The organism is Alistipes senegalensis JC50 (assembly GCF_025145645.1).
GTDB lineage: Bacteria > Bacteroidota > Bacteroidia > Bacteroidales > Rikenellaceae > Alistipes > Alistipes senegalensis.
Map to the genome: position 1 here is coordinate 1,860,764 of NZ_CP102252.1, position 22,007 is coordinate 1,882,770.

Consider the following 22,007-nt stretch of genomic DNA (forward strand, 5'->3'; position numbering starts at 1 on the left):
GCTTCTGCCGATACGGATGTCAGAATAGCGAGTCGATGTTTTCGCGGATCAGAATCTCGATCGGCGTGTGCTTGATGATTTGTTCGTGCTGTCCGTAAAGGATGTATTCCAGTACGTATTTGATGCTTTGGTACCCCTGTACGTCGGGGCGTTCCGACAGCAGGAATGACAGATAGCCTTTTTTCAGATATTCGATGTTCTTTTGCGTCACGCCGCAGCCGATCACCTTGACTCCGGTGATGCCGTGGTGTTCCAGGTAGCTGGCGAAAATGTATGACCGGGAGTTGAAAAGCACGGCGCCGCCGATGTCGTTTTCTCCGGAGAAGAGCCGGTCGAACTCTTTCCAGCTCTGCTCGATGTCCTGGCTGTAATAATTGGCGTAGAGGAATCTGTTTTTGCTCGATACGGTGTCGAAATATTCGAAGAACCCGGCTTTGCGCACGACCGTCTGCAACGAACTTTCGTTTCCCGAACGCACGGCGTGCAGGATGGCGATGTCTTTTTCTTCGCCGATCACGTCCGAGAGGAGTTTGGCCTCGATGTATCCGAGCATCCGCGAATCGGGGCCGAAGAACGCCCGCTGGTTGCACGACGGGATGAGCGTGTCGATGAAGACATAGGGGGTTCCCTGTTCGTCGAGCTTGCGGGAGAAGAGCACGGTTTCCTCGCGGAAAGTCGGGCCGATGATCATGGCGTCGCAGGCGTATTCCAACGCCTGGCTGTAAGCCGTGCGGCAGGAATAGAGGTCGAACTGGTCGTAATAGAAGGTTTTCGTTTCGGTGCGAATCTTCGAAAAGTCGTAGAGCGCCTGATGGATGCCCTTTTCGATCTGTTCCCAATATTCACCCTGCTGATGGCTGGGAAGGACGATCGCAAGGGTGATTTTGCGTTTGACGCCGATGGACGAAACGAGCAGGTTGGGGCGGTAGAGTATCTTTTCGAGCACCTGTTCCACCTTCTTCCTGCTTTTTTCCGAAACGTCGCCCCGGTTGTGCAGCACCCGATCGACCGTACCGACCGATACGCCGGCCATTGCGGCGATATCCTTGATCTTATAATTTTTGCGGTCCATAAGGCGAAAGTACGAAAATATTTTCGATTGGTAATGGATTCCGCTCAGATTCTCAGCAGCGAAGCCGCTCCTTCGTCGAGGAAAAGCGCCGCGTCGTCGTGGGTACGGAGGATCGAAGCCGGGCATTTTTCCGAAATGGGACCGTAAAGTGCGTCGTGCACGGCTTTTGCCTTGCGGTCGAGCGGCACGATGCCCACCGCGCAGCGGCATGACATCAGCGCAGGGATGGTCAGCGTCATCGCCTGGTGCGGAACGAGCGATATGTCGGCGAATTCGCCGTCGTGGACCTGCTGCTGGCGGCACGGTTCGTCGAGCGTGGTGATCTTCACCGTTTCGGGATCGTCGAAACGGGCTTCGTGCGGGTCGTTGAAGGCGATGTGTCCGTTCTCCCCGATTCCGAGCGACACGATGTCCAGCGGTGCGCGCCGGAGCAGTTCGCTGTAACGAAGGCACTCCTGGCGTCCGTCTCCGGCGCCGGAATTCATCAGATGGACCTTGCGGAAAGGCTTTCGGTCGAAGATCGCACGTGAAAGGAACGTGCCGAAACGCTGCGGCGCATCGGCCGGAAGCCCGATGTATTCGTCCATATGGAACGCTTCGATCCGGCTGAATACGGCATCTTCGGCTTCGATCAGCCCTTCCAGGAATTCATCCTGCGAATGCGCCGCTGCGAATACGGCCCGGGCTGCGGGCTGGCCGGCGAGGATGGCTTCCAGTCGTTGCAGGTAGTGCGCCGAGGCTGCCATTCCCATCTGTCGGCGGGTTTTGTAGATCGAGACGTGTAATTTGTCAACGTGGAATTCTTTTATGAGTCCATCCATGATTGTTGGTTATAGGCGTGATAAATTAATTTCCGTGTTCGAGCACAAAAATATGGATTTTTAGTCCGTTTTCCAAAATAAATTCGAAATTATTTTATAATCATTTGATATTATGATATATACATGTATATGTATTTTTGGATCAGAACTTTTTGTTGCATATTTTTTTGTTGAATTGTTGCATGATATTATTTTTTCACTACCTTTACGGCTGGATAATCCGTGTTCGAGCACGAACCGACGCACGGACCGATTTGAAGAGAACACTGACCGAATGAAACCTGACCGAACTTCGCACGACATGGACTCCCGACGACAATACTATGTTTCCATGACAATCATGGGGACGCTTTTCTTCTTCTTCGGAATGATCTCCTGGGTCAACTCCGTGCTGATCCCCTATTTTAAGGTGACGTGCGAATTGTCGCTGGCGCAGGCCTATCTGGTGGGGTTCGTCTTTTATATCGCCTATCTGGTCATGGCTATCCCCTCGTCGATGATGCTCGATGCGGTCGGTTATAAACGGGGCATCAGCTATGGGTTGTTCGTGATGGCACTCGGCGCCTTGTGCTTCGTTCCTGCCGCGCTGACCCGTTGTTACGCACTCTTTCTCACCGGGCTGTTTCTGCTCGGGATCGGGCTGGCCGTCTTGCAGACTGCGGGAAATCCCTTCGTGACGGTGATCGGGCCGATCGAGGCGGCAGCCAAACGGATGAGCGTCATGGGCGTTTGCAACAAGCTGGCAGGGATCATCGCCCCGCTGCTGCTGGGCTACGTCATCATCCGTCCGGGCGATGCAGCGCTTTTCGAGCAGGCCGAGTCCGGAACGGAACTTATCGGCGGGCTGCCCCGGGAGATGGTTCTCGACGGGATGGTGCGCCGTGTGATCGTACCCTATCTGATTTTGGCCTTCGTATTGATCGCGTTCGGCCTGTATGTCCGCCGTTCGCCGCTGCCCGATATTGCGGGCGGAAAGAGCGATTCGGCTTCCGGAGAAGGGGCGGGCCGGAGCATCTTCAGCTATCCTTATCTGGTTCTCGGCGTGGTGGCGATGGTGTGCCACCTCGGCACTCAGGCGCTTTGTATCAATACGCTGGTCACATCGTCCGTATCGCTCGGAACCGATATCGCCCAGGCCAAGCTGCTGCCGCCGATGATTCTTTTTTCGACCTTTGTCGGCTTTGCATTGGGGACGGTGCTCATTCCGCGTGTCGTTTCGCAGCTCACCGCCCTGCGGATCGCGTCGCTGCTGAACCTGGCGGCTTCGGTGGCAGCGGTGTGCGTCGGCGGACAGACCTCGTTTTTCGGCGTGGAGACTCACAATGCGATGTGGATACTGATTCTGATGGGCGTTCCCAACGCATTTCTTTATTCCGGCATTTGGCCGCTGGCGATCCGCGGACTGGGACGCCACACGAGTCTCGGCTCGGCGTGGCTGGTCATGGCGCTGGCTTCGAGCGGGGTTTTCCCGCTTGTCTACGCCGGTGAGGCGACCCGTCTGGGCGACGCTCAGTCGGCTTATTGGCTGATGATTCCCTGTTTCGTCTTTTTATTGTATTATGCGTTGAGGGGATACAGACTGGAATATTGGACCCGCCGCGGTGCGGAAAAAAGATAGAACGATGAAACAGGCGATCGTAAACGGACGGATCATCGGTTCCGCGACAGCGGGCCGGGGCTATGTGGAGTGGGACGGCGGTGTGATCACGGCTGTCGGCGAAGGTGACTATCAGGGGGATGCCGGACTGGTTACCGATGCCGGCGGCGATTGGGTTTCCCCCGGATTCATAGATATTCATACGCACGGCGCCGGCGGTCACGATTTCATGGATTGCACGGTCGAAGCCTATCTGGGTGCGGCGGAGATGTCGGCGCGTCACGGCGCCACGACGATCTTTCCGACGACGCTGGCCAGCACGAACGAGAACCTGTTCGAGACGTTCGAGGTGTTCCGCCGTGCGCAGCCGCTCAATACGAAAGGGGCGAACATGCCCGGGCTGCATCTCGAAGGCCCCTATTTCTCCTACAACCAACGCGGCGCGCAAGATCCGCGCTACCTGCGCGATCCGCGTCCCGAAGAGTACGATGCGATTCTTGCCGCCAGCGACGATATTCGCCGAATGTCGCTGGCTCCCGAGCTCGACGGTGCGCTCGAACTGGGACGGGTGCTGCGCGCGAAGGGGATTTTAGCGTCGATAGCCCATTCCGACGCGCTGTTCGAGGAGGCGGTCGAGGCGTTCCGCAACGGCTATACGCATGTGACGCACCTCTATTCCTGCACCTCGTCGGTCGTCCGCCGCAACGCTTTCCGGTATGCCGGGATCGTCGAGGCCGCCTATTGGCTGGACGACATGACGGTCGAGATCATCACGGACGGCGTGCACCTGCCCGAAAGCCTGCTTCGGCTGGTCTATAAGCTCAAAGGGGCCGACCGGACGGTGCTTATCACCGATTCGATGCGTGCTGCCGGAATGCCCGAGGGCCGTTACGTGCTCGGGGCCCGGAATTCGGGCATGGAGGTCGTAGTCGAGGACGGTGTGGCCAAGCTGGCCGACCGGAGCGCATTCGCCGGCAGCGTCGCAACGGCCGACCGCTGTGTGAGGACCATGCACCGGCTGGCCGAAGTGCCGGTACCCGAGGCCGTAAAGATGATGACGGCGACTCCGGCCCGCGTGATGCGCATCGACGACCGGAAGGGTTCGCTCGAAGCCGGAAAAGACGCCGATATTCTGATTTTCGACGACAATATCGGAATTCAACGGGTCGTGATAGCCGGCGAAACTCGTTTTTAGCTATGATGAGACCGATCCATACTTTGACCGTTCTGCTGTCTGCGGGCTGTATCCTGGTGGCGGCGGCAAACAGGGAGGGAATTTCCCCCCCCCGGACGGCCGATTCTGTTTCTGTTGATATTTCTGTGCTCGATAACGGTTTCCCGGTTCGGGCTTTTTCTGTTGCTCTTCCATCTGTAAAACAAGCTGATACGTTCTTTGATTTTGTGGAGAACGATCTGGCTCTTGCGGGTATCAATACGCTGGTTGTCCGGGTGAACTGGGCCTATGATTTCGAATCGCGTCCCGAACTGGCCGATCCCGACGGCTGGAACCGAGCGCTGGCCGGCCGGCTGGCCGCATTGTGCCGTGAGAAGGGCATCAGGCTCGTGCCGCTGATCAATCTGCTGGGCCATCAGTCGTGGCATGGCAAGGCGGGCAAATTGTTGCAGGTCTACCCGCAGTTCGATGAAAAGCCGCGGGTGAAACTCCCCGAAAATTACGTCTGGCCCAATCCGGACCGCCTCTATTGCAAAAGTTATTGTCCGAATCATCCCGAAGTGCATGATGTCGTGTTCGACTGCGTGGACGAGGTCGTGGAGGCTTTCGGAGCGACGGATTTCCATGCCGGGCTCGACGAGGTGTTCGATCTGGCCGATACGGATTGTCCGCGCTGCGGCGGGCTGGACCCTGCTGAGGTCTTCGCCGGGGAGGTGAACCGGATTGCCGCCCACCTGCGGCGGAAAGGGGTGCGCCTCTGGATGTGGGCCGACCGGCTGATCGACGGGCGGCGCGATGCGAGCGGCTACGGTGAGTGGTCGGCCAGCATCGGCAACACCCACCGCGCGATCGACCGGATCGACCGCAGCGTGATGATGTGCGACTGGCACTACCGCGACGCCGAACAGTCTGCCGTCTATTTCGCCATCAAGGGTTTCGATGTCGTTACCTGCGGCTGGGAGCGTCCCGCCGTCACGCGGATGCAGCTCGACGACATGCTCCGTTTCCGCAGGCACTCTTCGAAATACATGTCGGAGCGCTTCAAAGGCTACATGCAGACCGTATGGTCGGGATTCGGGCAGTTTCTGGACGAGTACCGCAACGGTTCGGACAAGGAGTTCTGCGCGGCCCGGAACTACCGTTTCCTCAAATCCTATTTCCGGCAGTTCTCCGAAGACGGCGGCGGGAACTTTCCGCATGCCGGGGAGGAGAAAGCTCCCGTATTCGGGCAGTGATGAAAGGCAACCTTACTAACTTAATACAAATGATATGCTAAGACCATTACAATTACAGATTTGCGGCGGATTGACGCGGATTTTATCCGTGCTGCTTCTGTCGGTCCTCTGCTGTTCCGCGGCAGTGGCTCAGCAAAATGTTACCGTTACGGGTGTCGTGACGAATGAGGCGAAGCAGCCGATTGTCGGAGCCACGGTCATCCAGGAGGGGACGAGCCGCGGCGCGACGACCGATTCGAAAGGTCGGTTCACGCTGAACATATCCGACAGGAACGCCACCTTGCAGGTGTCGTTTATCGGTATGGCGACGCAGTCGGTTCCCGTCAGCGGTAAGACCAGTCTTGAAATCGTACTCAAAGAGGAGGCCGTTTCCGTGGGCGAAGTCGTAGTCACGGCCTTGGGTATCAAGCGCGAAGCCAAGGCATTGGGTTACGCCGTGTCGTCGGTGGGCAAGGAGGACCTGACGGCCGGACGCGAGTCGAACATCATGCAGGCGATGATCGGAAAGGTCGCCGGAGTCGATATTTCGACGACGACGGCCGGTCCGACGGGATCGTCGCGCGTGCTGATCCGCGGTAATTCCCAGCTTTCGGGCTCGAACCTGCCGCTTTATGTCATCGACGGAATGCCGGTAGATAATTCGCAGTTGCAGGGCGCCGACGGCAAGTGGGGCGGTTCGGGATTCGACTTCGGCGATGTCATGTCGTCGATCAATCCCGAGGACATCGAGAACGTCACGATCCTGAAAGGTCCGTCGGCTTCGGCGCTTTACGGTTCGATGGCCTCGAACGGCGTGGTGATGATCACCACCAAATCCGGTTCGGCGCGAAAGGAATCGCTCGGCATCGAAGTGTCGTCGAACATCAGCTTCACGACGCTGCTGTCGAAGTTCGACGATTACCAGCGCGTCTACGGACAGGGGCGCAACGGTGTTATTCCCCTTACCGATTCCGACGGCCGCGGCACGACACAGGTCGCTTGGGGCGGCAAGCTCGATCCCAATATCATGATCCAGATCTACAACGGCGAGTGGAAGCCCTACGGCAACGTGAACAACAACGTGCTGTCGTTCTTCGATACGGGTTTCACGGCCCAGAACTCGGTGTCGCTCTCCAATGCGACCGAAAAGACCTCATTCCGCTTCGCCGTAACCGACATGCGCAACAAGGACATCGTTCCCAAGTCGGAGTTCAACCGCACGAACATCACCATGCGCGGTACGACGAAACTGGGCAAGACGATCTCGGCCGATGCTTCGGCGTCGTATATCTACGAAGACGTGAAGAACCGTCCGGCGCTGACCGACAACGCCAGCAACATCGGCAACGCGCTGATCGGCATCGCCCCGAACTTCGATCAGAACTGGCTGGCCGACTCCTACAAGGACGCGAACGGCAACTACTACCAGTGGAACGGCAGCGACTACCGCTTCAATCCCTATTGGGTCATCAACGAGATGCGCAACGAGTCGAGCCGTTCGCGGTTGATGGGCAATGCGCGTATTTCGTGGGACATCACCCCGTGGCTGAAACTGGCGGGGCGCGGCGGACTGGATACCTACAATTTCCGGGCTACGACTTTCTCGCCCATTTCGACGCCGCGGCAGGTCGAGGGTGCCATCAACGAACGTGTCATGAACGTCACGCAGACGAACCTCGAAGCGACGCTGACCTTTGCGAAGAAATACGGCGATTTCGACATCAACGCTTTCGTCGGCGCGAGCCTCTGGCGGAACAAGAACGAACAGTTCACCACCGAGGGGCTCAAACAGGTGATGCCGGGTGTGGACGACATCAATGCCTTCGAGCGGATCAATACGACGCATGGTTTCTATAAGAAGGAGGTGCGTTCGATGTTCGGTTCCGTAAGCCTCGGTTACAAGGGGTTGGCCTATCTCGACGCCACGATCCGCAACGACGTTTCTTCGACGCTCTGTCCGGAGAACCGCTCCTACTGGTATCCGTCGGTTTCGGGCAGCCTGATCTTTTCGAGCCTTTTCAAGCACGGCGACTGGTTTTCGTTCGGCAAACTGCGTGCGTCGTGGGCCAATGTCGGCGGCGATACGGACCCTTATCAGCTTTATCTCGATTTCGGAACGAAGGGGTTCAAACTCAACGGACAGTCGCTGGGCGAGGTCGCCAGCACCGTGATTCCCTATTATGACCTGAAACCCACGGCCAGCTACTCGATGGAGGTAGGTCTCGACGTCCGTTTCTTCCAGAGCCGGCTGAGTCTTGACCTGACGCTCTACCAGCAGACGACCAAGAATCAGATCATGAGCCTGCCGATCTCTTCGAGTTCGAGCTTTACGCGGGCGCTGATCAACGCCGGTGAGATCCGCAACCGCGGCATCGAACTGGCCGTGACGGGCGTTCCTTTGAAAATCAAGTCGTTCCAATGGGAGACGACCTTCACCTATGCCACCAACGACAACAAGGTGCTTTCGCTGCATCCCGACGTTCCGTCGTATGAGCTGACGGCGGCACGCTGGGCCAATGCCTACATCTATGCCATGGAGAATCAGCCTTACGGCGTGATCGTGGGTCAGGCGCAGAAGCGCACGCCTGACGGACGTGTGATCGTGGATGAAAAAGGTCTGCCGACCTTCGACACCAACGTTTCGGTGCTCGGCAAGGGCACCTACGCCCATACGCTCGGCTGGTCGCACAACTTCACCTGGAAAAACCTGAACCTGCGTCTGCTGTTCGACGCCAAGTTCGGTGCCGACATGTATTCGATGTCGATGATGCAGTCCTATTACAACGGTACCGCGAAGGAAACGCTCAAAGGGCGTGACGCCTGGTATCGCTCCGAACAGGCCAAACGCGCTGCCGGCTCTCCCGCTGACTGGAAAGCCACGGGCGGTTATCTGGTCGATGGCGTGAAGGTCGTCGGCAAGGACCCCGAAGGCAATCCGATCTACGCGGAGAACGACATCTATGTCAACCCGCAGTCCTATTGGCAGTCGTTCCAGGACGTGTCGCCCGAACCGTTCATCATCGACGCTTCGTATATCAAGTTCCGTGAACTGGCGTTTTCGTTCGATTTCCCGAGGCGCTGGCTGCGCAAGACGCCTATTGCCGGCGTTCAGTTGACGGCTTTCGCCCGCAACCTGTGCATTCTCTATACGAACGTGAAGAACATCGACCCCGAGTCGTCTTACTATAACGGAAACGGTCAGGGTTTCGAATACGGTTCGCTGCCTTCGAGAAGAACCTTCGGTTTCGGCATCAAAGTTAAATTCTAAACGATCTTGCGACCATGAAAAAGCTATCATTATATCTCTTGTCGGCGCTTGCGGCCGTTGCCGGCGGTTGCAGCGACCTGACCGAACTGAATGTCAACCCGACGAAAGCCAACGGAAGCATCGACCCTTCGCTGTTGGTTCCGACCATCCAGATGTCTCACTCGATGGGCCGTCAGAATGCGGCGCGCTTCTTCACCTATCCCGGCGAATGGGTCAACCATTGGAGCGGCTCGTGGGGAAATGTCGAATACGGCGGCAAGGGTATTCGCAACAACGGTTACTTCGCACGCCTGTGGCAGGACCTGTTCTATCCCGAGGCCGTGAAGAATATCGTGGCGCTCGAAAATATCGCCGACAACGATCCCGAACTGGTCAATTACAGCGCGATCGCCAAGGTGCTGCGTGTGGAGACCTTCCTCAAACTGACCGACTGTTACGGCGACGTTCCATATTTCGAAGGAGGGCAGGGTTATTACCAGTCGATCTTCTCGCCCAAATACGACCGGCAGGAGGCTATTTACAACGATTTCTTCGAGCGTCTGGACGACGCCCTCGCGCAGTTCGACGCTTCGAAATCGTCGCCTTCGACGGATTGCTATTTCGGGGGCGACGTGGAGAAGTGGAAGCGTTTCGCCGCCTCGCTCAAACTGCGCGTGGCGATGCGCCTGATCAAGGTGAAGCCCGATGTGGCCCAGCAGAAAGCCCGCGAGGCGTTCGCCGCAGGAGTGATGACCTCGAATGCCGACATCGCGGCCGTCAAACACGCCGAGGATTACGAGACGCTCGGGGCCGGCAACGGCTATGCCGACATCATTCTTCAGGTGACGGGCAATACGGGTCTCGGCATCACACAGTACAAGATGACCACGGAGTTCTTCAAATCGCTCTGTGTGATGGACCCGCAACAGTACACGACGCCTCCCTATCGGCGTTATCTGGCGCTCGATCCGCGTCTGCTGCTCATCGCAGGGGTTTATGTGACGACTTCGGGAGCGGGGCTTCCCGCCTGGGGCGACGCGGTCGAGGTGACCGAGCTGATGCGTAAGTTCAATGCCGGATACGCTGGCAATCAAGGGCCGGCCGATCTGGCCGCGACCCCCGACGGTTACATCAACATCGGCGGTTATCTCACGCTGCCCGCTCAGGACTTCACCTACGGCGGCGGCAACCAGGGGCCCGGAGAGAACGGTTATCAGGGAGCGGCGAAGACCCGCAGCGTCTGGGCTCAGGGCATTACGTCCGCTATGGTCGATGCCGCGACGTGGATGACCGAGGACGAACGCGCTGAACTGAAACGTGCGATCGGCAGCTATACGGTGCCCCATGCCATGTATCGTCTTTCGCCTTCGCGGACCGTCATGGCCGTGGACAGTCCGTGGATTCACATGAGCTATGCCGAAACACAGTTCCTGCTGGCCGAGACGACCGTCCGCGGCTGGGGAATCGACACCGAGACGGCCGAGTCGCGTTTTGCCAAGGGCTACGAGGCGGCCGTGAAGCAGTTCTCGCTGTTCGGGGTGAGCGCCGCCGACATGCCTTCGGATGAGGAGATCCGGGATTATATGACGACCTACCTGCTCCCGGAGGTGGCGGCGGGCGGCACCCGGGCGCTCGAAGAGATCAACAAGCAGATCTGGATTCTCCACTTCATGGACCCCATCGAGGCGTGGTCGAATCTGCGCCGTACGGACGGCATGCCTACGGCCTACTGCAAGTGGTACAACCGTTATCCCTCCGAGAACCAGTCGAACGGCCAGCGTCCGCTGCGTCTGACCTATCCGATCGAGGAGCAGAGCAAGAACGCCGCGAACTGGCAGGAGGCCGTTGACCGCATGGGCGGTTCGGACGACTGGACGGTGCCGGTATGGTGGGATGTGCAGTAAGTGTTTAACCCGAAAAACGATACGATTATGAAAATGCTGAAATACATGTTGCTTTTGCTGGCCGGACTCGTATGTCTTGCCTGCGACGAGGATGAAGGCAATCCGCCTTTCGCTGCCGACGAACTTTACATCTACGACCAGACCGCCGAATCGTTGACGGCCGTTGTCGGCGAGGAGTTCAAACTGAGTCTGATCGTCTCTCCGAACGACGGTTCGGTCGAGTGCACCTGGCTGCTCGACGAGCAGGCGATCGGCCATTCGAAAGACCTGGTCTATACGTTCTCCCGGCCGGGGACCTTCGCCCTGCGTTTCGAGGCTGTCCGCGGCTCGCGGGCCATCTCGATGCGCTATACGCTCTCCGTAACGGCTCCTAATTGACCTTTTGCGTCCCGATGTCCGGGAATCCGGATGTCGGGGCTTTCTTCAACTCATGGAAAAGACGATGAAATCCGAAAGACTGCTATCGCTCGACGTCATGCGCGGCATGACGATCGCCGCCATGATTCTGGTAAACAACCCCGCCGTATGGGGCAAGGCTTATGCGCCTTTGCAACATGCGTTCTGGCACGGCATGACGCCGACGGACCTGATCTATCCGTTTTTCGTCTTCATCATGGGGGTGTCGGCCTTCTTTTCCCTCTCGAAACGCTACGAGGGCGCCGGCCGGGAGGCTTTTTCCCGGATTCTGCGCCGCAGTGCGGTCATTTTCGGCGTGGGGCTGCTGTTGCAGGAGATCAGCTATTTCGGTTACGGCACGGCGAACTTCCTCTCCGGGCAGACGCCTGCCGGGGCGACCTGGTTCGAGACGGCCTTTCCGTTCCGGACGTTTCGGATTATGGGCGTGTTGCAGGGACTGGCATTGGCCTACCTGTTCGGTTCCGTGGCGTTGCTCTGTCTGCGTTTCCGGCATCTGATCGCTGCCGCCGGAGGATTGCTGCTACTCTATCTGGTGCTGCTTCAAACCGGTAACGGTTATTCGCTTTCGGCCGACAACATCATCGCGGTGGTGGATCGGGCTGTTTTGGGCGAGAGCCATCTTTACAAGGAGTGGTTGCCGGACGGCTCGCGGCTGGCTTTCGAGCCGGAGGGGCTGTTGAGCACTCTGCCGCGGATCGCGCAGTTCCTACTGGGATGCGCCGCCGGGCGGATACTGCTTGCAAAGGAGGATGCTCCGATGCGGTTCGGGCGTCTGTTCGCATTCGGAACGGCGCTGCTCTTTGCGGGGTTGTTGCTGCAATACGGCGATCCGCTCAACAAAAAGATTTGGAGCAGTTCGTTCGCGCTGACCACTTCGGGGTTCGCATCGCTGCTGCTGGGGCTGCTGTGCTGGGTGATCGACTTGCGCAAACAGGTGCGGTGGACCGGATTTTTCCGGGTGTTCGGGGTCAATCCGCTGTTTCTCTATATCTCCGCCTGGGTCCTGTCGGTTGTGTTGGGTGCCCTTTCGATTAAGAGCTGGTTCTATACGACGCTGATCGACCCGTTGTTCGGCGACGCTTCGGGGTCGCTGGTCTATTCGTTGTGCTTCATTCTGCTGGTTTGGAGCCTCGGACTGGTGCTGTACCGCCGGAAAATTTATATCAAAATCTGAAAACGCTGCCATGAAACACCGTTTTTTGACTGTTGCCGCAGCCTTGCTGACGCTCTTGACGGGCATCGGAACCTGCGCTGCCCGGACCGGGGATTTCCCTATCCGGGCCTTCCATCTCGATTTCCGTACCGAGGTGATGACGCTCGACGCCATGAAAAGCCTCGTCGATCGGATTTCCGAACGGGGGATCAACACGCTCGTTATGGAGTGGGAGGCCGCTTTCCCTTTCGATAAGCATGCCACGCTGTCGAATGCCTCCGCCTTTACCCGCGAAGAGGTGACTTCGTTCATCGACTATTGCGAAGGACGGGGCGTCGAGGTCATTCCCTTGCAGAATTGCTTCGGGCACTGCGAATACATCCTGCGACATGAGCGTTACCGCGCCCTGCGGGAGGACCCCAAAGACCCTTCGCAGGTCTGCCCGTTGAAAATTGAGGAGGCGACGGCCTGTTTTTCGGAACTGTTCGCCGAGGTGGCTGCGCTCCATCCGTCGAAGTATTTCCACATCGGCGCCGACGAAACCTATCTGCTCGGTCTGTGCGGGAACTGTCGCGCCGTGGCCGACCGGGAGGGGAAATCGCGGCTGTTCGTGGACTATGTCAAGGCGATGTGCGACATCGTGCACCGTCTGGGCAAGACGCCTGTTATCTGGGCCGACATCATTCTCAAATACCCCGAAGCGCTCGACGAATTGCCCGACGACCTGATCTTCGTGGATTGGAACTACGGCTGGGAGCCGGACCGTTTTGGCAAACTGGCTAATCTCTTCTCCCGCGGCGTGAAGCTGTGGGGGGCTCCGGCATTGCGTTCCGGACCCGACAACATCTACCTGACGCAATGGAAAAAACATTTCGACAACCTGGCTGTTTTCGTCGAATATGCACGGGAGCACGACTACGGAGGCATGATCGAAACGTCGTGGTCCACGAGCGGCACCTACGGCTATTGGTTCGACAACGGGTACGAGATTCTCTCGATGCAGCCTGTGCGGCTGGTTTACCCGATGTCGGCATTCCGGATTCTCGAAGCGGCCTGCTGCGAAGCCTTCGTGACGGATGCACCGTTCGAACCGGAGGCGTTCGTGCGGCGGTATGCCCGGACGGAACTGGGACTCGACGATGCGGGAGCCAGTGTGCTGTGGCGCTATTTCTCGATGCCGCAAGAGACCGTGACGGTCTCGGATTCCGGAGCGAAGGACGCCTCCGGGCGCGACCTGCGCGAGGTGATCGACGAATGCGTGCGGATGCGTGACGAACTGGCGCGGTTGAAACCCCGCAAAGGGGCGGAAGAGGCGGCGCACTATCTGCTGATGCTCGATATACGGATCAATTACCTGCGTTTCAAGGCGGTCGAGGCGCGTTACCAGTCCGCTTCGTTCGACCGCTCCGGGATTCCGGAACTGGTGTCCGGGCTGAAAACGCTGCTCGCCGAAGCGCGTACGTTGGACCGTCGTTTTGCACGGCTCAACGGCGGCTATCTCAAAGCGCGTGAAATAGAGTATATGAACACCATGCGTTCGGTGAAGATGAAATCGCTTTACGAACGACTGACAAACAACACCCGATAAGATGAAGAAAACCATTCTTACAACCGCTGCCGTTCTGTTGGCGGCCGTTGGCGGCATTGCCGCAAAGCAGATCGACGTTGTCCCCCGGCCGCTCTTCATGGAGGTCTCGGACAGCGAGGAGTTCCGTCTTTCGGAACCGCTCGCACTGCGGGTAGCAGTCTCCGAACTGCTCCCTGCCGCCCGGATTTTCGCCGGTCAGCTCGAACGGATCGTCTCCTTCGAACCCGACGTGGTTTGCGGGAAGGCGAAAAAAGGTGCCGTCAACATCGTTCTCGACCGGAAACTCGCCGCGGAGGAGTATCGCGTCGAGGTCTCCGGACAGCGTATCGACCTCACGGCCGGATCGCCCCGCGGAGCGTTCCATGCCATGCAAACCCTGCGACAGATCGCTGCCTGCTGCGCCGGGGAGGGTGAAACGGTGATCCCCGCGCTTCGGATCGAGGACAAGCCGTTTTTTGCCTACCGGGGCATGATGCTCGACGTTTGCCGCCATTTCCGCACCGTGGAGGAGGTGAAACGCTATCTCGACATCCTTTCGTTGCACAAGGTCAATACGTTCCATTGGCATCTGACCGACGACCAGGGGTGGCGGCTGGCGATCGACAAGTATCCGCGGCTTACCGAGATCGGCACCGTGCGCGCTCAGACTGTCGTCGGGCATGCCCGGACAAGCAAAGAATATGATGGCAAGCCCTACGGCAAGGGGATGTTCTACACGGCGGACGATGTGCGTGAAGTGCTCCGTTATGCCGCCGACCGTTACATCGATGTCATTCCCGAGATCGAGATGCCGGGACACGCGCTGGCCGCGCTGGCCGCCTATCCCGGATTGGGATGCCGCGGAGAGGGGTATGCCGTGTCGCCGACATGGGGCGTCTTCGACGACGTTTTCTGCGCCGGGAACGACCGGGTTTTCGAGTTCATGGAGGGCGTGCTCGATGAGGTGATCGCGCTTTTCCCTTCGGAGTATATCCACATTGGCGGCGACGAGTGCCCGAAAACGCGCTGGAAGGAGTGTCCGGTTTGTCAGAAACGGATCGCCGAAGAGGGGCTCGAAGACGAACACGAGCTGCAAAGCTATTTCATGAAACGTATCGAACGCTTCGTCAACAGCCGGGGCCGCAGGATCATCGGCTGGGAGGAGATTCTCGAAGGGGGTGTTTCGCCGACGGCGACCGTGATGTCGTGGAAAAGTCCGCAGGCGGGGATCGAAGCCGCCAAGCGGGGCAACAAGGTCATCATGGTGCCCTCGAAGTTCAGCTATTTCGACTACTACCAGTCGCAGGACACGGAGCGCGAGCCTTTCGCCATCGGCGGCTATGTTCCCGTTTCCAAGGTGTATGAATACGATCCCTACGATCAGCTCGATGCCGGGGAGCGCAAGGCGATTCTGGGCGTGCAGGCCAACCTCTGGACGGAGTACATCTCCTCCATGCCGCATGTCGAGTACATGGTGCTGCCGCGCATGGCCGCAATGGCCGAGAACGGGTGGTCGTACGACCGCAAGGACTACGACGATTTCGTGCGGCGCATGCAGTCGCTGCGCAGGATCTACGACCTGTGCGGATTCAACTATGCGAAGCATATTTTCATTCAAAATTGAAACCTGAAACCTATCTTGTAAAATTTACCTACTATGAAACATGTATTGAAAAGAGCGCTGTGGGTGCTGCTGCCCGGAATCTTCGCCGTGCTCGGAAGTTGCAGCGATGACAAGACGGAGACGGTGGCGCCGCCCGTCGTTTCGTTCCCCGTGACGGATGCCGAAATGGAGGTGGATGTGGAGGAGGAGATCACGTTCGAGGCTGTCGTCGAAAACGACGAGGAAGCCGGCTGCATCTGGTATGTGAACGGAGTGGCGGCCGCTTCGACGCCGACGATGACCTACGCATTCGCCCAAGTGGGACTTTATACCGTGCGCTGCGAAGTGTACAACGACGGAGGCCGTGTTGCGAAAGTCTATAAGGTGAAAGTCAACGGGATTCCGCTGGAGGTGGAGTTTTCCGACTCCGGAGATGAGGTTTCCTGCGATCAGGGCGACGAGGTGCGTATTTCGGCAACCGTGGTGGGCGGTGATAAGGAAGTGAAACACTCCTGGAGCATCGACGGCACAGTCGTTTCCGAGACGGCCGATTTCATCCATACGTTCATGGAGCCGGGAACCTTCACGCTCGCCTACGCGGGAGTCAACGCCTATCGGATGACCGCCGCGAAGAGCTGGACAGTCCGGGTGGCCGAGGTCGAACTGCCTCTGACGATCGAATTCTCTCCCGTGCCGGGGGCTATCGACAGCCATCGTGGCGACGAGGTGGTGATCTCGACTTCGGTGAAAGGCGGTGCTGAGGGGCTCGTGCATGAATGGAAGGTGGACGGTGCGGTCGTTTCGTCCGATGCGGAGTTCCGCCGGGTGTTCTCCGAGCTGGGAACTTTCTCGATCTCCTATACGGGCGTGAACGCCAAGCAGGAGCGTGTCGAGAAGACCTGGTCGCTGCTTGTCAGCCATTCGGTCGAGGATTTGGAGGAGGCTGCGGCGCTTCCTTCGGTGCTGGTCGATCAGAACAAGTCGATTTCCGTTGTGGAGAATCCCCATGTCACGGCGGTCAACGGCAGTGCGAAGGTGCTCAAAAGCGATATGTCTTCGTCCAGCAATCCAACGTCGGGACGTTTCTGGCTCGACCTTTCGGGGATGTCCGACCTCGCTTCGTACAGTGCGGTTCGGGTGAAGGTCTGGATCGGGACGAACTCCTATGTGCCTTACATGCAGCTGCTCAATCAGGGCATCAACCGTCGTCCCACGACGCTCAACGGACAGCGTTACACGACTGAGGACGAGTGGCGGCAGATCGTTCGGACCGACGAATGGAACGTGCTCGTCTACGATCTCCCGGAGACCTTCGGCAAGGAGAATCTCGACGGTGTTGCGACGCTCGATTTCCGTCCGATGTCGAATTTCGACGGTTCCAATGCCCCGGCGGAGAACAACGACCGCATCCTTTACTATGACGATTTCGAATTTCTGAAATAAGCATCCGATTATGAAAAATGTCTTTTTTTCGTATTTCCTGTTTCCGCTGACGTTGGTGTCGCTCGCTTCCTGCTCTTCGTGTTCCTCTTCTTCCGACGAGGAGCACGACGGGCCGAAGCCGTCCGTCTCCCGGTGTATCGTCGCCGGTTACTCCAATGCCGGGCGCATCTCGTCGGCGTCGCCGGCCGATTATCCCTACCTGAAATATCCCACGCGGGTTTATTGTTTCGGCATATCGCCCGACGCACAGGGCGTGTGGTACGTCAATCCCGAACGCGAACGGCAGCAGAACACGGTCCGTGCGGCCATGACCTCTTCGCAGGAGGCGTTTTTGGTTGTTGGCGGCGGTGCCACGGCGGGTAACATGTACCGCATGGGGACCGATCCGGCGAAGCGGGCGGCTTTCGCCAGGGCGGTTGTCGAATACGCGCATGCCCGCGGTTTCGACGGCATCGATGTCGATTGGGAGACGGACTGGTCGTCGGAACCGTTCCTGCATGTTCCCGAGGACGATATGGTTGATCTGTTGCAGCAGATCCGGGCGCGGATGGCCGAACTTCCCGTCGGCACGAAGGTCCGGCAGCTGACGGCGGCGCTCTCTTCCAGCACGCGCGGCCAGTCGATGGGCGGCCGGATCGCCGGTTATGTCGATCATATCAACGTGATGATCTACGACACCTACGGTACCGAGGAGGAGGGTTATCCCCATGCGCCGATGCGTGTGTTGAAAGAGTCGCTTGCGGGCTATGCGGCCGCAGGCGTCCCCAATTCGAAAATTATCGTCGGCGTGCCGTTCTACGGAGGCGACAAAAGCGTGTCGCCGGTCATAACGCAGCCTTACAATACGCTTTGTGCCATGGCGGGCGGTGCGATTACGGCTTCTTCGAACTCTTACGGCGGCTATGCTTTCAACGGTGTCGATCTGATGAAAGAGAAGACGCAGTACGTGCTGGACAACGGCTATGCGGGGCTTACGATTTGGGAACTTTCGCAGGACGTGGCCTACGACAGTCCGCTGTCGCTGCTGCGGGCTATCAAGAGCGTTGCCGACGCAAAGTAAAGGTTCGGAGCCATGACAGAACAACGTAACAGAATAGCCTCTATCGATATTTTTCGCGGGCTGACGATGTTTTTCATGCTGTGGGTGAACTCTTTTTGGAGTCTGAGCGATGTTCCGCACTGGTTGCAGCATGCGGCCCGCGGCGAAGATATGCTGGGTTTTTCGGATACGATCTTTCCGGCGTTTCTCTTTATCATGGGAGCCTCCGTACCGCTGGCGGTCGGCAGCCGCCGCGCCAAAGGCGATTCGACGGTGAAGATCGTGTGGCATGTTTTCACGAGAACCTTTGCCCTGGTGGTCATGGGGCTATTGACGGTCAATTTCGGAGACGCCTTTTCGGCCGCCGGAACGGGCCTTTCCCGCGGGAACTATGCGATGCTCATGGTTTTGGGGTTCTTCCTGGTTTGGAACGTCTACCCGCGGACCGAGAGCGTCTGGAAAAAGCGGGGCATCCTGCTGCTGCAATTCTCGGGAGCGGCGCTGCTGGTCTGGCTGGCGGTTATCTTCCGGGGCAGCGACGGTTCGGGATTCGCCATTCGGTGGTGGGGCATCCTGGGACGGATCGGATGGACCTATCTTTTTTGTACGCTGGTGTTTCTGGCGGTCGGCAAACGTCTGGCGGCGCATGTCGTTGTCACACTTCTGCTTGTGGCGGGAGCTTTGTTGCAGGCGTCGGGACTGGTCCCCGGGAACATCCTGCCCAACCAGTTGACGATCTTCGCTTTCGGCAGTACGGGCGTCTTGCTTTCGCTGCTTGTCGAACGTTATGCCGATGTCCGGGCTCCGGGACGTTTCTATCGGATCGCCCTGTTCGCCGGTGCGGGCATGCTCGCTGCGGGCCTCGTCGCCCACCGCTTCTGGATCGTCTCCAAACTCGCCGCTACGCCGACCTGGTATTTCTACTGCTGTGCGATCTTCTTTCCGCTCTTCGCCCTGCTTTACTATCTGACCGATGTGCGGGGACATGCCCGTTGGTTCGCGTGGGTGAAGCCGGCCGGTACGGCGGCGCTGTCGTGCTACGTGGTGGCTTATGCGTGGAATCCGTTGAAGAACCTGATCTTTTCCGATCCGCTGCTTCGTCCCGAATTTTCGGTCGGGATTCCGGGGCTTGTCAATTCGTTCCTCTACGCGCTGTTGCTCATTTGGGCCGTCTGGCTGTTGGGCCGCGGAGGGGTGAGGCTCAAGGTCTGATCCGGCAGAGAAATGCGAAAAGAGGCTGTCCATCACGGACAGCCTCTTTTCATGTCGTGAACAGCTCCCAGCCGCGCCTTATTTCGTCGGGATCGGCGGCCGTGCCGTTCTCCACGCGGGAGATGGCCGCCGCGACGGGAACCATCGTCGCCGGGTCGAGCGTCTCCAACGCCTCGTCGGGGCCGATGCCCGTGTCGGCCGACACGGCGCGGATGTAGGCTTCGGTGCGGTTCTCCGAGGGCGGGGCCCAGCGCGAGATCATCTCGCGGATGCTTCGCAGTCCGTGCCGCACCCGGTAGGTGTGCAGCAGGACGAAGATCGCCCGGTATCCCCACGCCAGCGATTCGAACTGTTTGAAGGCCGGGTCGCGCGAGGGGCGCACCTCGCCTTTGTAGCGGACCTTCGACTGCCGGATATTGCCCGGATTGCAGTTCGCCAGTCCTCTACTCATCGCCTGCCTCCTTTCGGATGCGGCGGTGGACGTAGCGGCGCAGCCAGCGGAACAGCGGGGCGTCGGAGAGTTGCGCGGCGTTTTCGAGGAACGACCACAGCTCCACTCCGCAGGTGAACCCCGTGAGGAGTTTCGCCACGTTCAGCTGCATGAAATCCAGTACGCAGCTGTCGATCAGCCACGCCATTGCGATCGCCGTGACCGCCAGCGTGAGTTTGACCACCGTGCGCCACGCCTTGCAGCTTTCGAAATACCAGGCGCGGCCTTCGCGGCGGGCCGTGGCGCGGTCGGCGGCCACGCCCGAAAGGAAGTCTACGCCGATGAAAACCACGGTCGTGGCTATCAGCGGCCCGATCGGGGCGAACAGGGCGGCGATCCCCGCCGCCGCGCCGCTAATGAATCTGAACAAAGCCTCCATCGGTCGTGCAGCGTCTGAGCGTGTCGTTTTCGGGGTCGTATTCCGGGAATTCGTCCCGGTGTGCGAACAGATGTTCTCCGGCGCGGCGCAGCAGCGTCCGGGCCTGAGTCCGCAGGCTGCGTCGCAGGGCTCGGAGCGCCGCTTCGCCGGCCGGCTGGCCGCAGGCGGTCTTGGGGGCCGTCGTGCCGCATTGCCCGGTGCTGATGTCGAGCCGCGATTGGAGAGCGAGACGGGTGAAGAGAGCCGTCGGGGCCGCGAGGTATTCGTCGCGGAATCCGGCGTAGGAGCCTTCGAGGAGCTTTTCGTAGAGCGCCCGCCCTACGACGGGGACGATGTGGCGCTGTTCGGCTCCGGCGATGTCGGCTTCGGTGACGCTATCCGGAGGCAGGTAATCCCCGCCGCCGAAGGCGAGGCGCAGGACCTGCAAAGGTGTGATGAGGGTTTTCATTCGATGCTCTTGATGTTGTATTTGGTGATTTCCGAGAGGAAAACCTGTTGTTTCGGGTCCTCCGGGTCGTAGTCGAGTCCGTCGGCCTTGCGGGCCTCCCAGACCTTCATGTAGATGGGTTTCGAGCGCGTCGGCGGGCGGTTGACGATTTGCAGCGACGCCGTGTCGAGCCCCAGCACCGAGGCGATGACGGTGCGGATCGGCTCGGTGAGTTCGGCTTGCTCGGCCAGGATCACCGTGTTCAAAGCCACTTCGTATTCGTGGAGGATGCGCTCGGCGCTGAATCCCGAGGCGTAGTCCAGTCCGCTCAGGGTCCGGAACCACGAATGGGCCACGACGATGTCCCCGACGGCCTGTTCGTGCAGCGCCTGCCAGTCGCCTTCGTTCTGCGCGGCGATGGGGATGAAGCGCGAATTGTCGTCTTCGCCCCCGTCGCGGATGACGAACATCACCTGCCCGGGATTCCCGGCGAATTTCTGCTCTGCGAGGCGTGCGATGCGTTCGGCTTCGGCCTCGTTGTCCACCGACGAGTCGAGCATCATCACGCCCGACAGCTGGAACGAGTTGTCCAGCCGCGAGATGTTCCAGCGGTCGGTCTTCCAGGCGATGGCCGAAACGCTGAAACCCGCGATGTAGGGCGGCACGCCGTAGTGTTCGAACATCGGTTCGTAGTCCTTGTAGTGGACGATCGAGCGCATGGAGCCGTCCTCCTGCCGTTCGAATTGCGGATAGAGGGGCAGCGACCGCGCTTCGGCGGGTTTGAACGCCGCCCAGTCGTGATGGAGCAGGATGTGTTCCGAGTCGCGGGCCACGCGGCAGCGCGAGGCGTCCTGATGGTAGAGCGAGAGGAAGGAGCGCTCCTCGTCGGTGACGATTTCGAGAAAGGCGTTGCCGAACAGCGACTTGTCGAAGGCCAGTTTGTTGAGCACCTGCCTCAGGCTTTCGCCGCTGCCGTTCACGCGGCGGACGAACGCCGCCAGCCGCGGTTCCCGGGCTTCGTCGCAGGTGAATCCCTTGCCCGAGATGTAGTCGGCCTTGTCGTTGATGATGCGTCGGTGGGTCGTCGAGCGCCGGGCCATCAGGGCCAGCGCCGCCGGGAAGAGGTTGTCGTCGCCCCAGCGCCAGAATCGGTCGCTCTCGACCCGCGCCGTCCCCAGCGCGAAGTAGGGGTCGGTGCGGTTGGCGACCCCTACGGCGGTTTTGATTTTTTTCGCTTTGTTCATGGCG

18 protein-coding genes are annotated in these 22,007 nt (G+C 59.1%); 12 read left to right on the forward strand and 6 right to left on the reverse strand.

The features are described from left to right. Positions 1-19: 19 nt before the first annotated feature. Positions 20-1,072 (reverse strand): substrate-binding domain-containing protein, encoded by a 1,053-nt coding sequence (locus NQ519_RS07245; RefSeq protein ID WP_019151834.1) that lies wholly within the window; start codon positions 1,070-1,072, stop codon positions 20-22. 44 nt (positions 1,073-1,116) lie between these two features. Continuing rightward, a complete protein-coding gene (locus NQ519_RS07250; RefSeq protein ID WP_019151833.1) occupies positions 1,117-1,893 on the reverse strand; it encodes a 6-phosphogluconolactonase in 777 nt (258 codons plus the stop codon). A gap of 274 nt (positions 1,894-2,167) precedes the next feature. Between NQ519_RS07250 and NQ519_RS07255 the strand changes: the two genes are divergently transcribed. The 12 genes from NQ519_RS07255 to NQ519_RS07310 all read left to right on the forward strand — a co-directional run bounded on the left by NQ519_RS07255 (position 2,168) and on the right by NQ519_RS07310 (position 19,463). Then, the gene (locus NQ519_RS07255) at positions 2,168-3,511 is read left to right on the forward strand and encodes an MFS transporter (protein ID WP_227900986.1); all 1,344 of its coding nucleotides are present in this window, start codon (positions 2,168-2,170) and stop codon (positions 3,509-3,511) included. A gap of 4 nt (positions 3,512-3,515) precedes the next feature. Further along, on the forward strand, positions 3,516-4,685 hold the full coding sequence (gene nagA, locus NQ519_RS07260; protein WP_019151831.1) for an N-acetylglucosamine-6-phosphate deacetylase: 1,170 nt from the start codon (positions 3,516-3,518) through the stop codon (positions 4,683-4,685). A gap of 206 nt (positions 4,686-4,891) precedes the next feature. Next, a complete protein-coding gene (locus NQ519_RS07265; protein WP_019151830.1) occupies positions 4,892-5,899 on the forward strand; it encodes a family 20 glycosylhydrolase in 1,008 nt (335 codons plus the stop codon). Positions 5,900-5,933: 34 nt separating this feature from the next. Next, positions 5,934-9,146 carry a SusC/RagA family TonB-linked outer membrane protein gene (locus NQ519_RS07270; RefSeq protein WP_227900985.1) on the forward strand — a complete coding sequence of 1,071 codons (3,213 nt, stop codon included), beginning with the start codon at positions 5,934-5,936 and terminating at the stop codon, positions 9,144-9,146. 14 nt (positions 9,147-9,160) lie between these two features. Then, on the forward strand, positions 9,161-11,029 hold the full coding sequence (locus NQ519_RS07275; protein WP_083871148.1) for a SusD/RagB family nutrient-binding outer membrane lipoprotein: 1,869 nt from the start codon (positions 9,161-9,163) through the stop codon (positions 11,027-11,029). Between the two features lie 27 nt (positions 11,030-11,056). After that, positions 11,057-11,407 carry a PKD-like domain-containing protein gene (locus NQ519_RS07280; protein WP_019151827.1) on the forward strand — a complete coding sequence of 117 codons (351 nt, stop codon included), beginning with the start codon at positions 11,057-11,059 and terminating at the stop codon, positions 11,405-11,407. Positions 11,408-11,471: 64 nt separating this feature from the next. Continuing rightward, positions 11,472-12,620 (forward strand): acyltransferase family protein, encoded by a 1,149-nt coding sequence (locus tag NQ519_RS07285; RefSeq protein ID WP_026076740.1) that lies wholly within the window; start codon positions 11,472-11,474, stop codon positions 12,618-12,620. A 10-nt stretch (positions 12,621-12,630) separates the two neighbouring features. After that, positions 12,631-14,187, forward strand: a complete 1,557-nt coding sequence (locus NQ519_RS07290; RefSeq protein ID WP_026076739.1) for a family 20 glycosylhydrolase — start codon at positions 12,631-12,633, stop codon at positions 14,185-14,187. Between the two features lies 1 nt (position 14,188). Then, complete coding sequence (locus NQ519_RS07295; RefSeq protein WP_019151824.1) at positions 14,189-15,790, forward strand: beta-N-acetylhexosaminidase; 1,602 nt, start codon at positions 14,189-14,191, stop codon at positions 15,788-15,790. Between the two features lie 33 nt (positions 15,791-15,823). Further along, complete coding sequence (locus NQ519_RS07300; protein WP_019151823.1) at positions 15,824-17,212, forward strand: PKD-like domain-containing protein; 1,389 nt, start codon at positions 15,824-15,826, stop codon at positions 17,210-17,212. A gap of 10 nt (positions 17,213-17,222) precedes the next feature. Further along, positions 17,223-18,272, forward strand: a complete 1,050-nt coding sequence (locus tag NQ519_RS07305; protein ID WP_019151822.1) for a glycosyl hydrolase family 18 protein — start codon at positions 17,223-17,225, stop codon at positions 18,270-18,272. Positions 18,273-18,284: 12 nt separating this feature from the next. Beyond that, positions 18,285-19,463, forward strand: a complete 1,179-nt coding sequence (locus tag NQ519_RS07310; protein ID WP_044118782.1) for a DUF5009 domain-containing protein — start codon at positions 18,285-18,287, stop codon at positions 19,461-19,463. A gap of 49 nt (positions 19,464-19,512) precedes the next feature. Here NQ519_RS07310 and NQ519_RS07315 read toward each other — a convergent pair whose 3' ends face one another. The 4 genes from NQ519_RS07315 to NQ519_RS07330 are packed head-to-tail and all read right to left on the reverse strand — an operon-like array spanning position 19,513 to position 22,003. Continuing rightward, positions 19,513-19,914: a structural protein P5 gene (locus NQ519_RS07315; RefSeq protein WP_019151820.1), complete on the reverse strand. Its 402-nt coding sequence runs from the start codon at positions 19,912-19,914 to the stop codon at positions 19,513-19,515. Continuing rightward, complete coding sequence (locus tag NQ519_RS07320) at positions 19,907-20,332, reverse strand: phage holin family protein (protein WP_019151819.1); 426 nt, start codon at positions 20,330-20,332, stop codon at positions 19,907-19,909. Before NQ519_RS07320 ends, NQ519_RS07315 begins: the two co-directional genes overlap by 8 nt. Next, positions 20,307-20,780 (reverse strand): DUF6712 family protein, encoded by a 474-nt coding sequence (locus NQ519_RS07325; protein WP_019151818.1) that lies wholly within the window; start codon positions 20,778-20,780, stop codon positions 20,307-20,309. The genes NQ519_RS07320 and NQ519_RS07325 overlap by 26 nt, the downstream gene beginning before the upstream one ends. After that, a complete protein-coding gene (locus tag NQ519_RS07330; protein WP_019151817.1) occupies positions 20,777-22,003 on the reverse strand; it encodes a phage portal protein in 1,227 nt (408 codons plus the stop codon). Before NQ519_RS07330 ends, NQ519_RS07325 begins: the two co-directional genes overlap by 4 nt. Between the last annotated feature and the right edge of the window lie 4 nt (positions 22,004-22,007).

Coding starts and splice junctions, on each gene's coding strand:
- NQ519_RS07290 (WP_026076739.1), top strand. CDS start 12,631: ATGAAACACCGTTTTTTGACTGTTGCCGCAGCCTTGCTGACGCTCTTG.
- NQ519_RS07305 (WP_019151822.1), top strand. CDS start 17,223: ATGAAAAATGTCTTTTTTTCGTATTTCCTGTTTCCGCTGACGTTGGTG.
- NQ519_RS07295 (WP_019151824.1), top strand. CDS start 14,189: ATGAAGAAAACCATTCTTACAACCGCTGCCGTTCTGTTGGCGGCCGTT.
- NQ519_RS07280 (WP_019151827.1), top strand. CDS start 11,057: ATGAAAATGCTGAAATACATGTTGCTTTTGCTGGCCGGACTCGTATGT.
- NQ519_RS07315 (WP_019151820.1), bottom strand. CDS start 19,914: ATGAGTAGAGGACTGGCGAACTGCAATCCGGGCAATATCCGGCAGTCG.
- NQ519_RS07275 (WP_083871148.1), top strand. CDS start 9,161: ATGAAAAAGCTATCATTATATCTCTTGTCGGCGCTTGCGGCCGTTGCC.
- NQ519_RS07255 (WP_227900986.1), top strand. CDS start 2,168: ATGAAACCTGACCGAACTTCGCACGACATGGACTCCCGACGACAATAC.
- NQ519_RS07310 (WP_044118782.1), top strand. CDS start 18,285: ATGACAGAACAACGTAACAGAATAGCCTCTATCGATATTTTTCGCGGG.
- NQ519_RS07245 (WP_019151834.1), bottom strand. CDS start 1,072: ATGGACCGCAAAAATTATAAGATCAAGGATATCGCCGCAATGGCCGGC.
- NQ519_RS07285 (WP_026076740.1), top strand. CDS start 11,472: ATGAAATCCGAAAGACTGCTATCGCTCGACGTCATGCGCGGCATGACG.
- NQ519_RS07320 (WP_019151819.1), bottom strand. CDS start 20,332: ATGGAGGCTTTGTTCAGATTCATTAGCGGCGCGGCGGCGGGGATCGCC.
- NQ519_RS07300 (WP_019151823.1), top strand. CDS start 15,824: ATGAAACATGTATTGAAAAGAGCGCTGTGGGTGCTGCTGCCCGGAATC.
- NQ519_RS07270 (WP_227900985.1), top strand. CDS start 5,934: ATGCTAAGACCATTACAATTACAGATTTGCGGCGGATTGACGCGGATT.
- NQ519_RS07250 (WP_019151833.1), bottom strand. CDS start 1,893: ATGGATGGACTCATAAAAGAATTCCACGTTGACAAATTACACGTCTCG.
- nagA (WP_019151831.1), top strand. CDS start 3,516: ATGAAACAGGCGATCGTAAACGGACGGATCATCGGTTCCGCGACAGCG.
- NQ519_RS07325 (WP_019151818.1), bottom strand. CDS start 20,780: ATGAAAACCCTCATCACACCTTTGCAGGTCCTGCGCCTCGCCTTCGGC.
- NQ519_RS07330 (WP_019151817.1), bottom strand. CDS start 22,003: ATGAACAAAGCGAAAAAAATCAAAACCGCCGTAGGGGTCGCCAACCGC.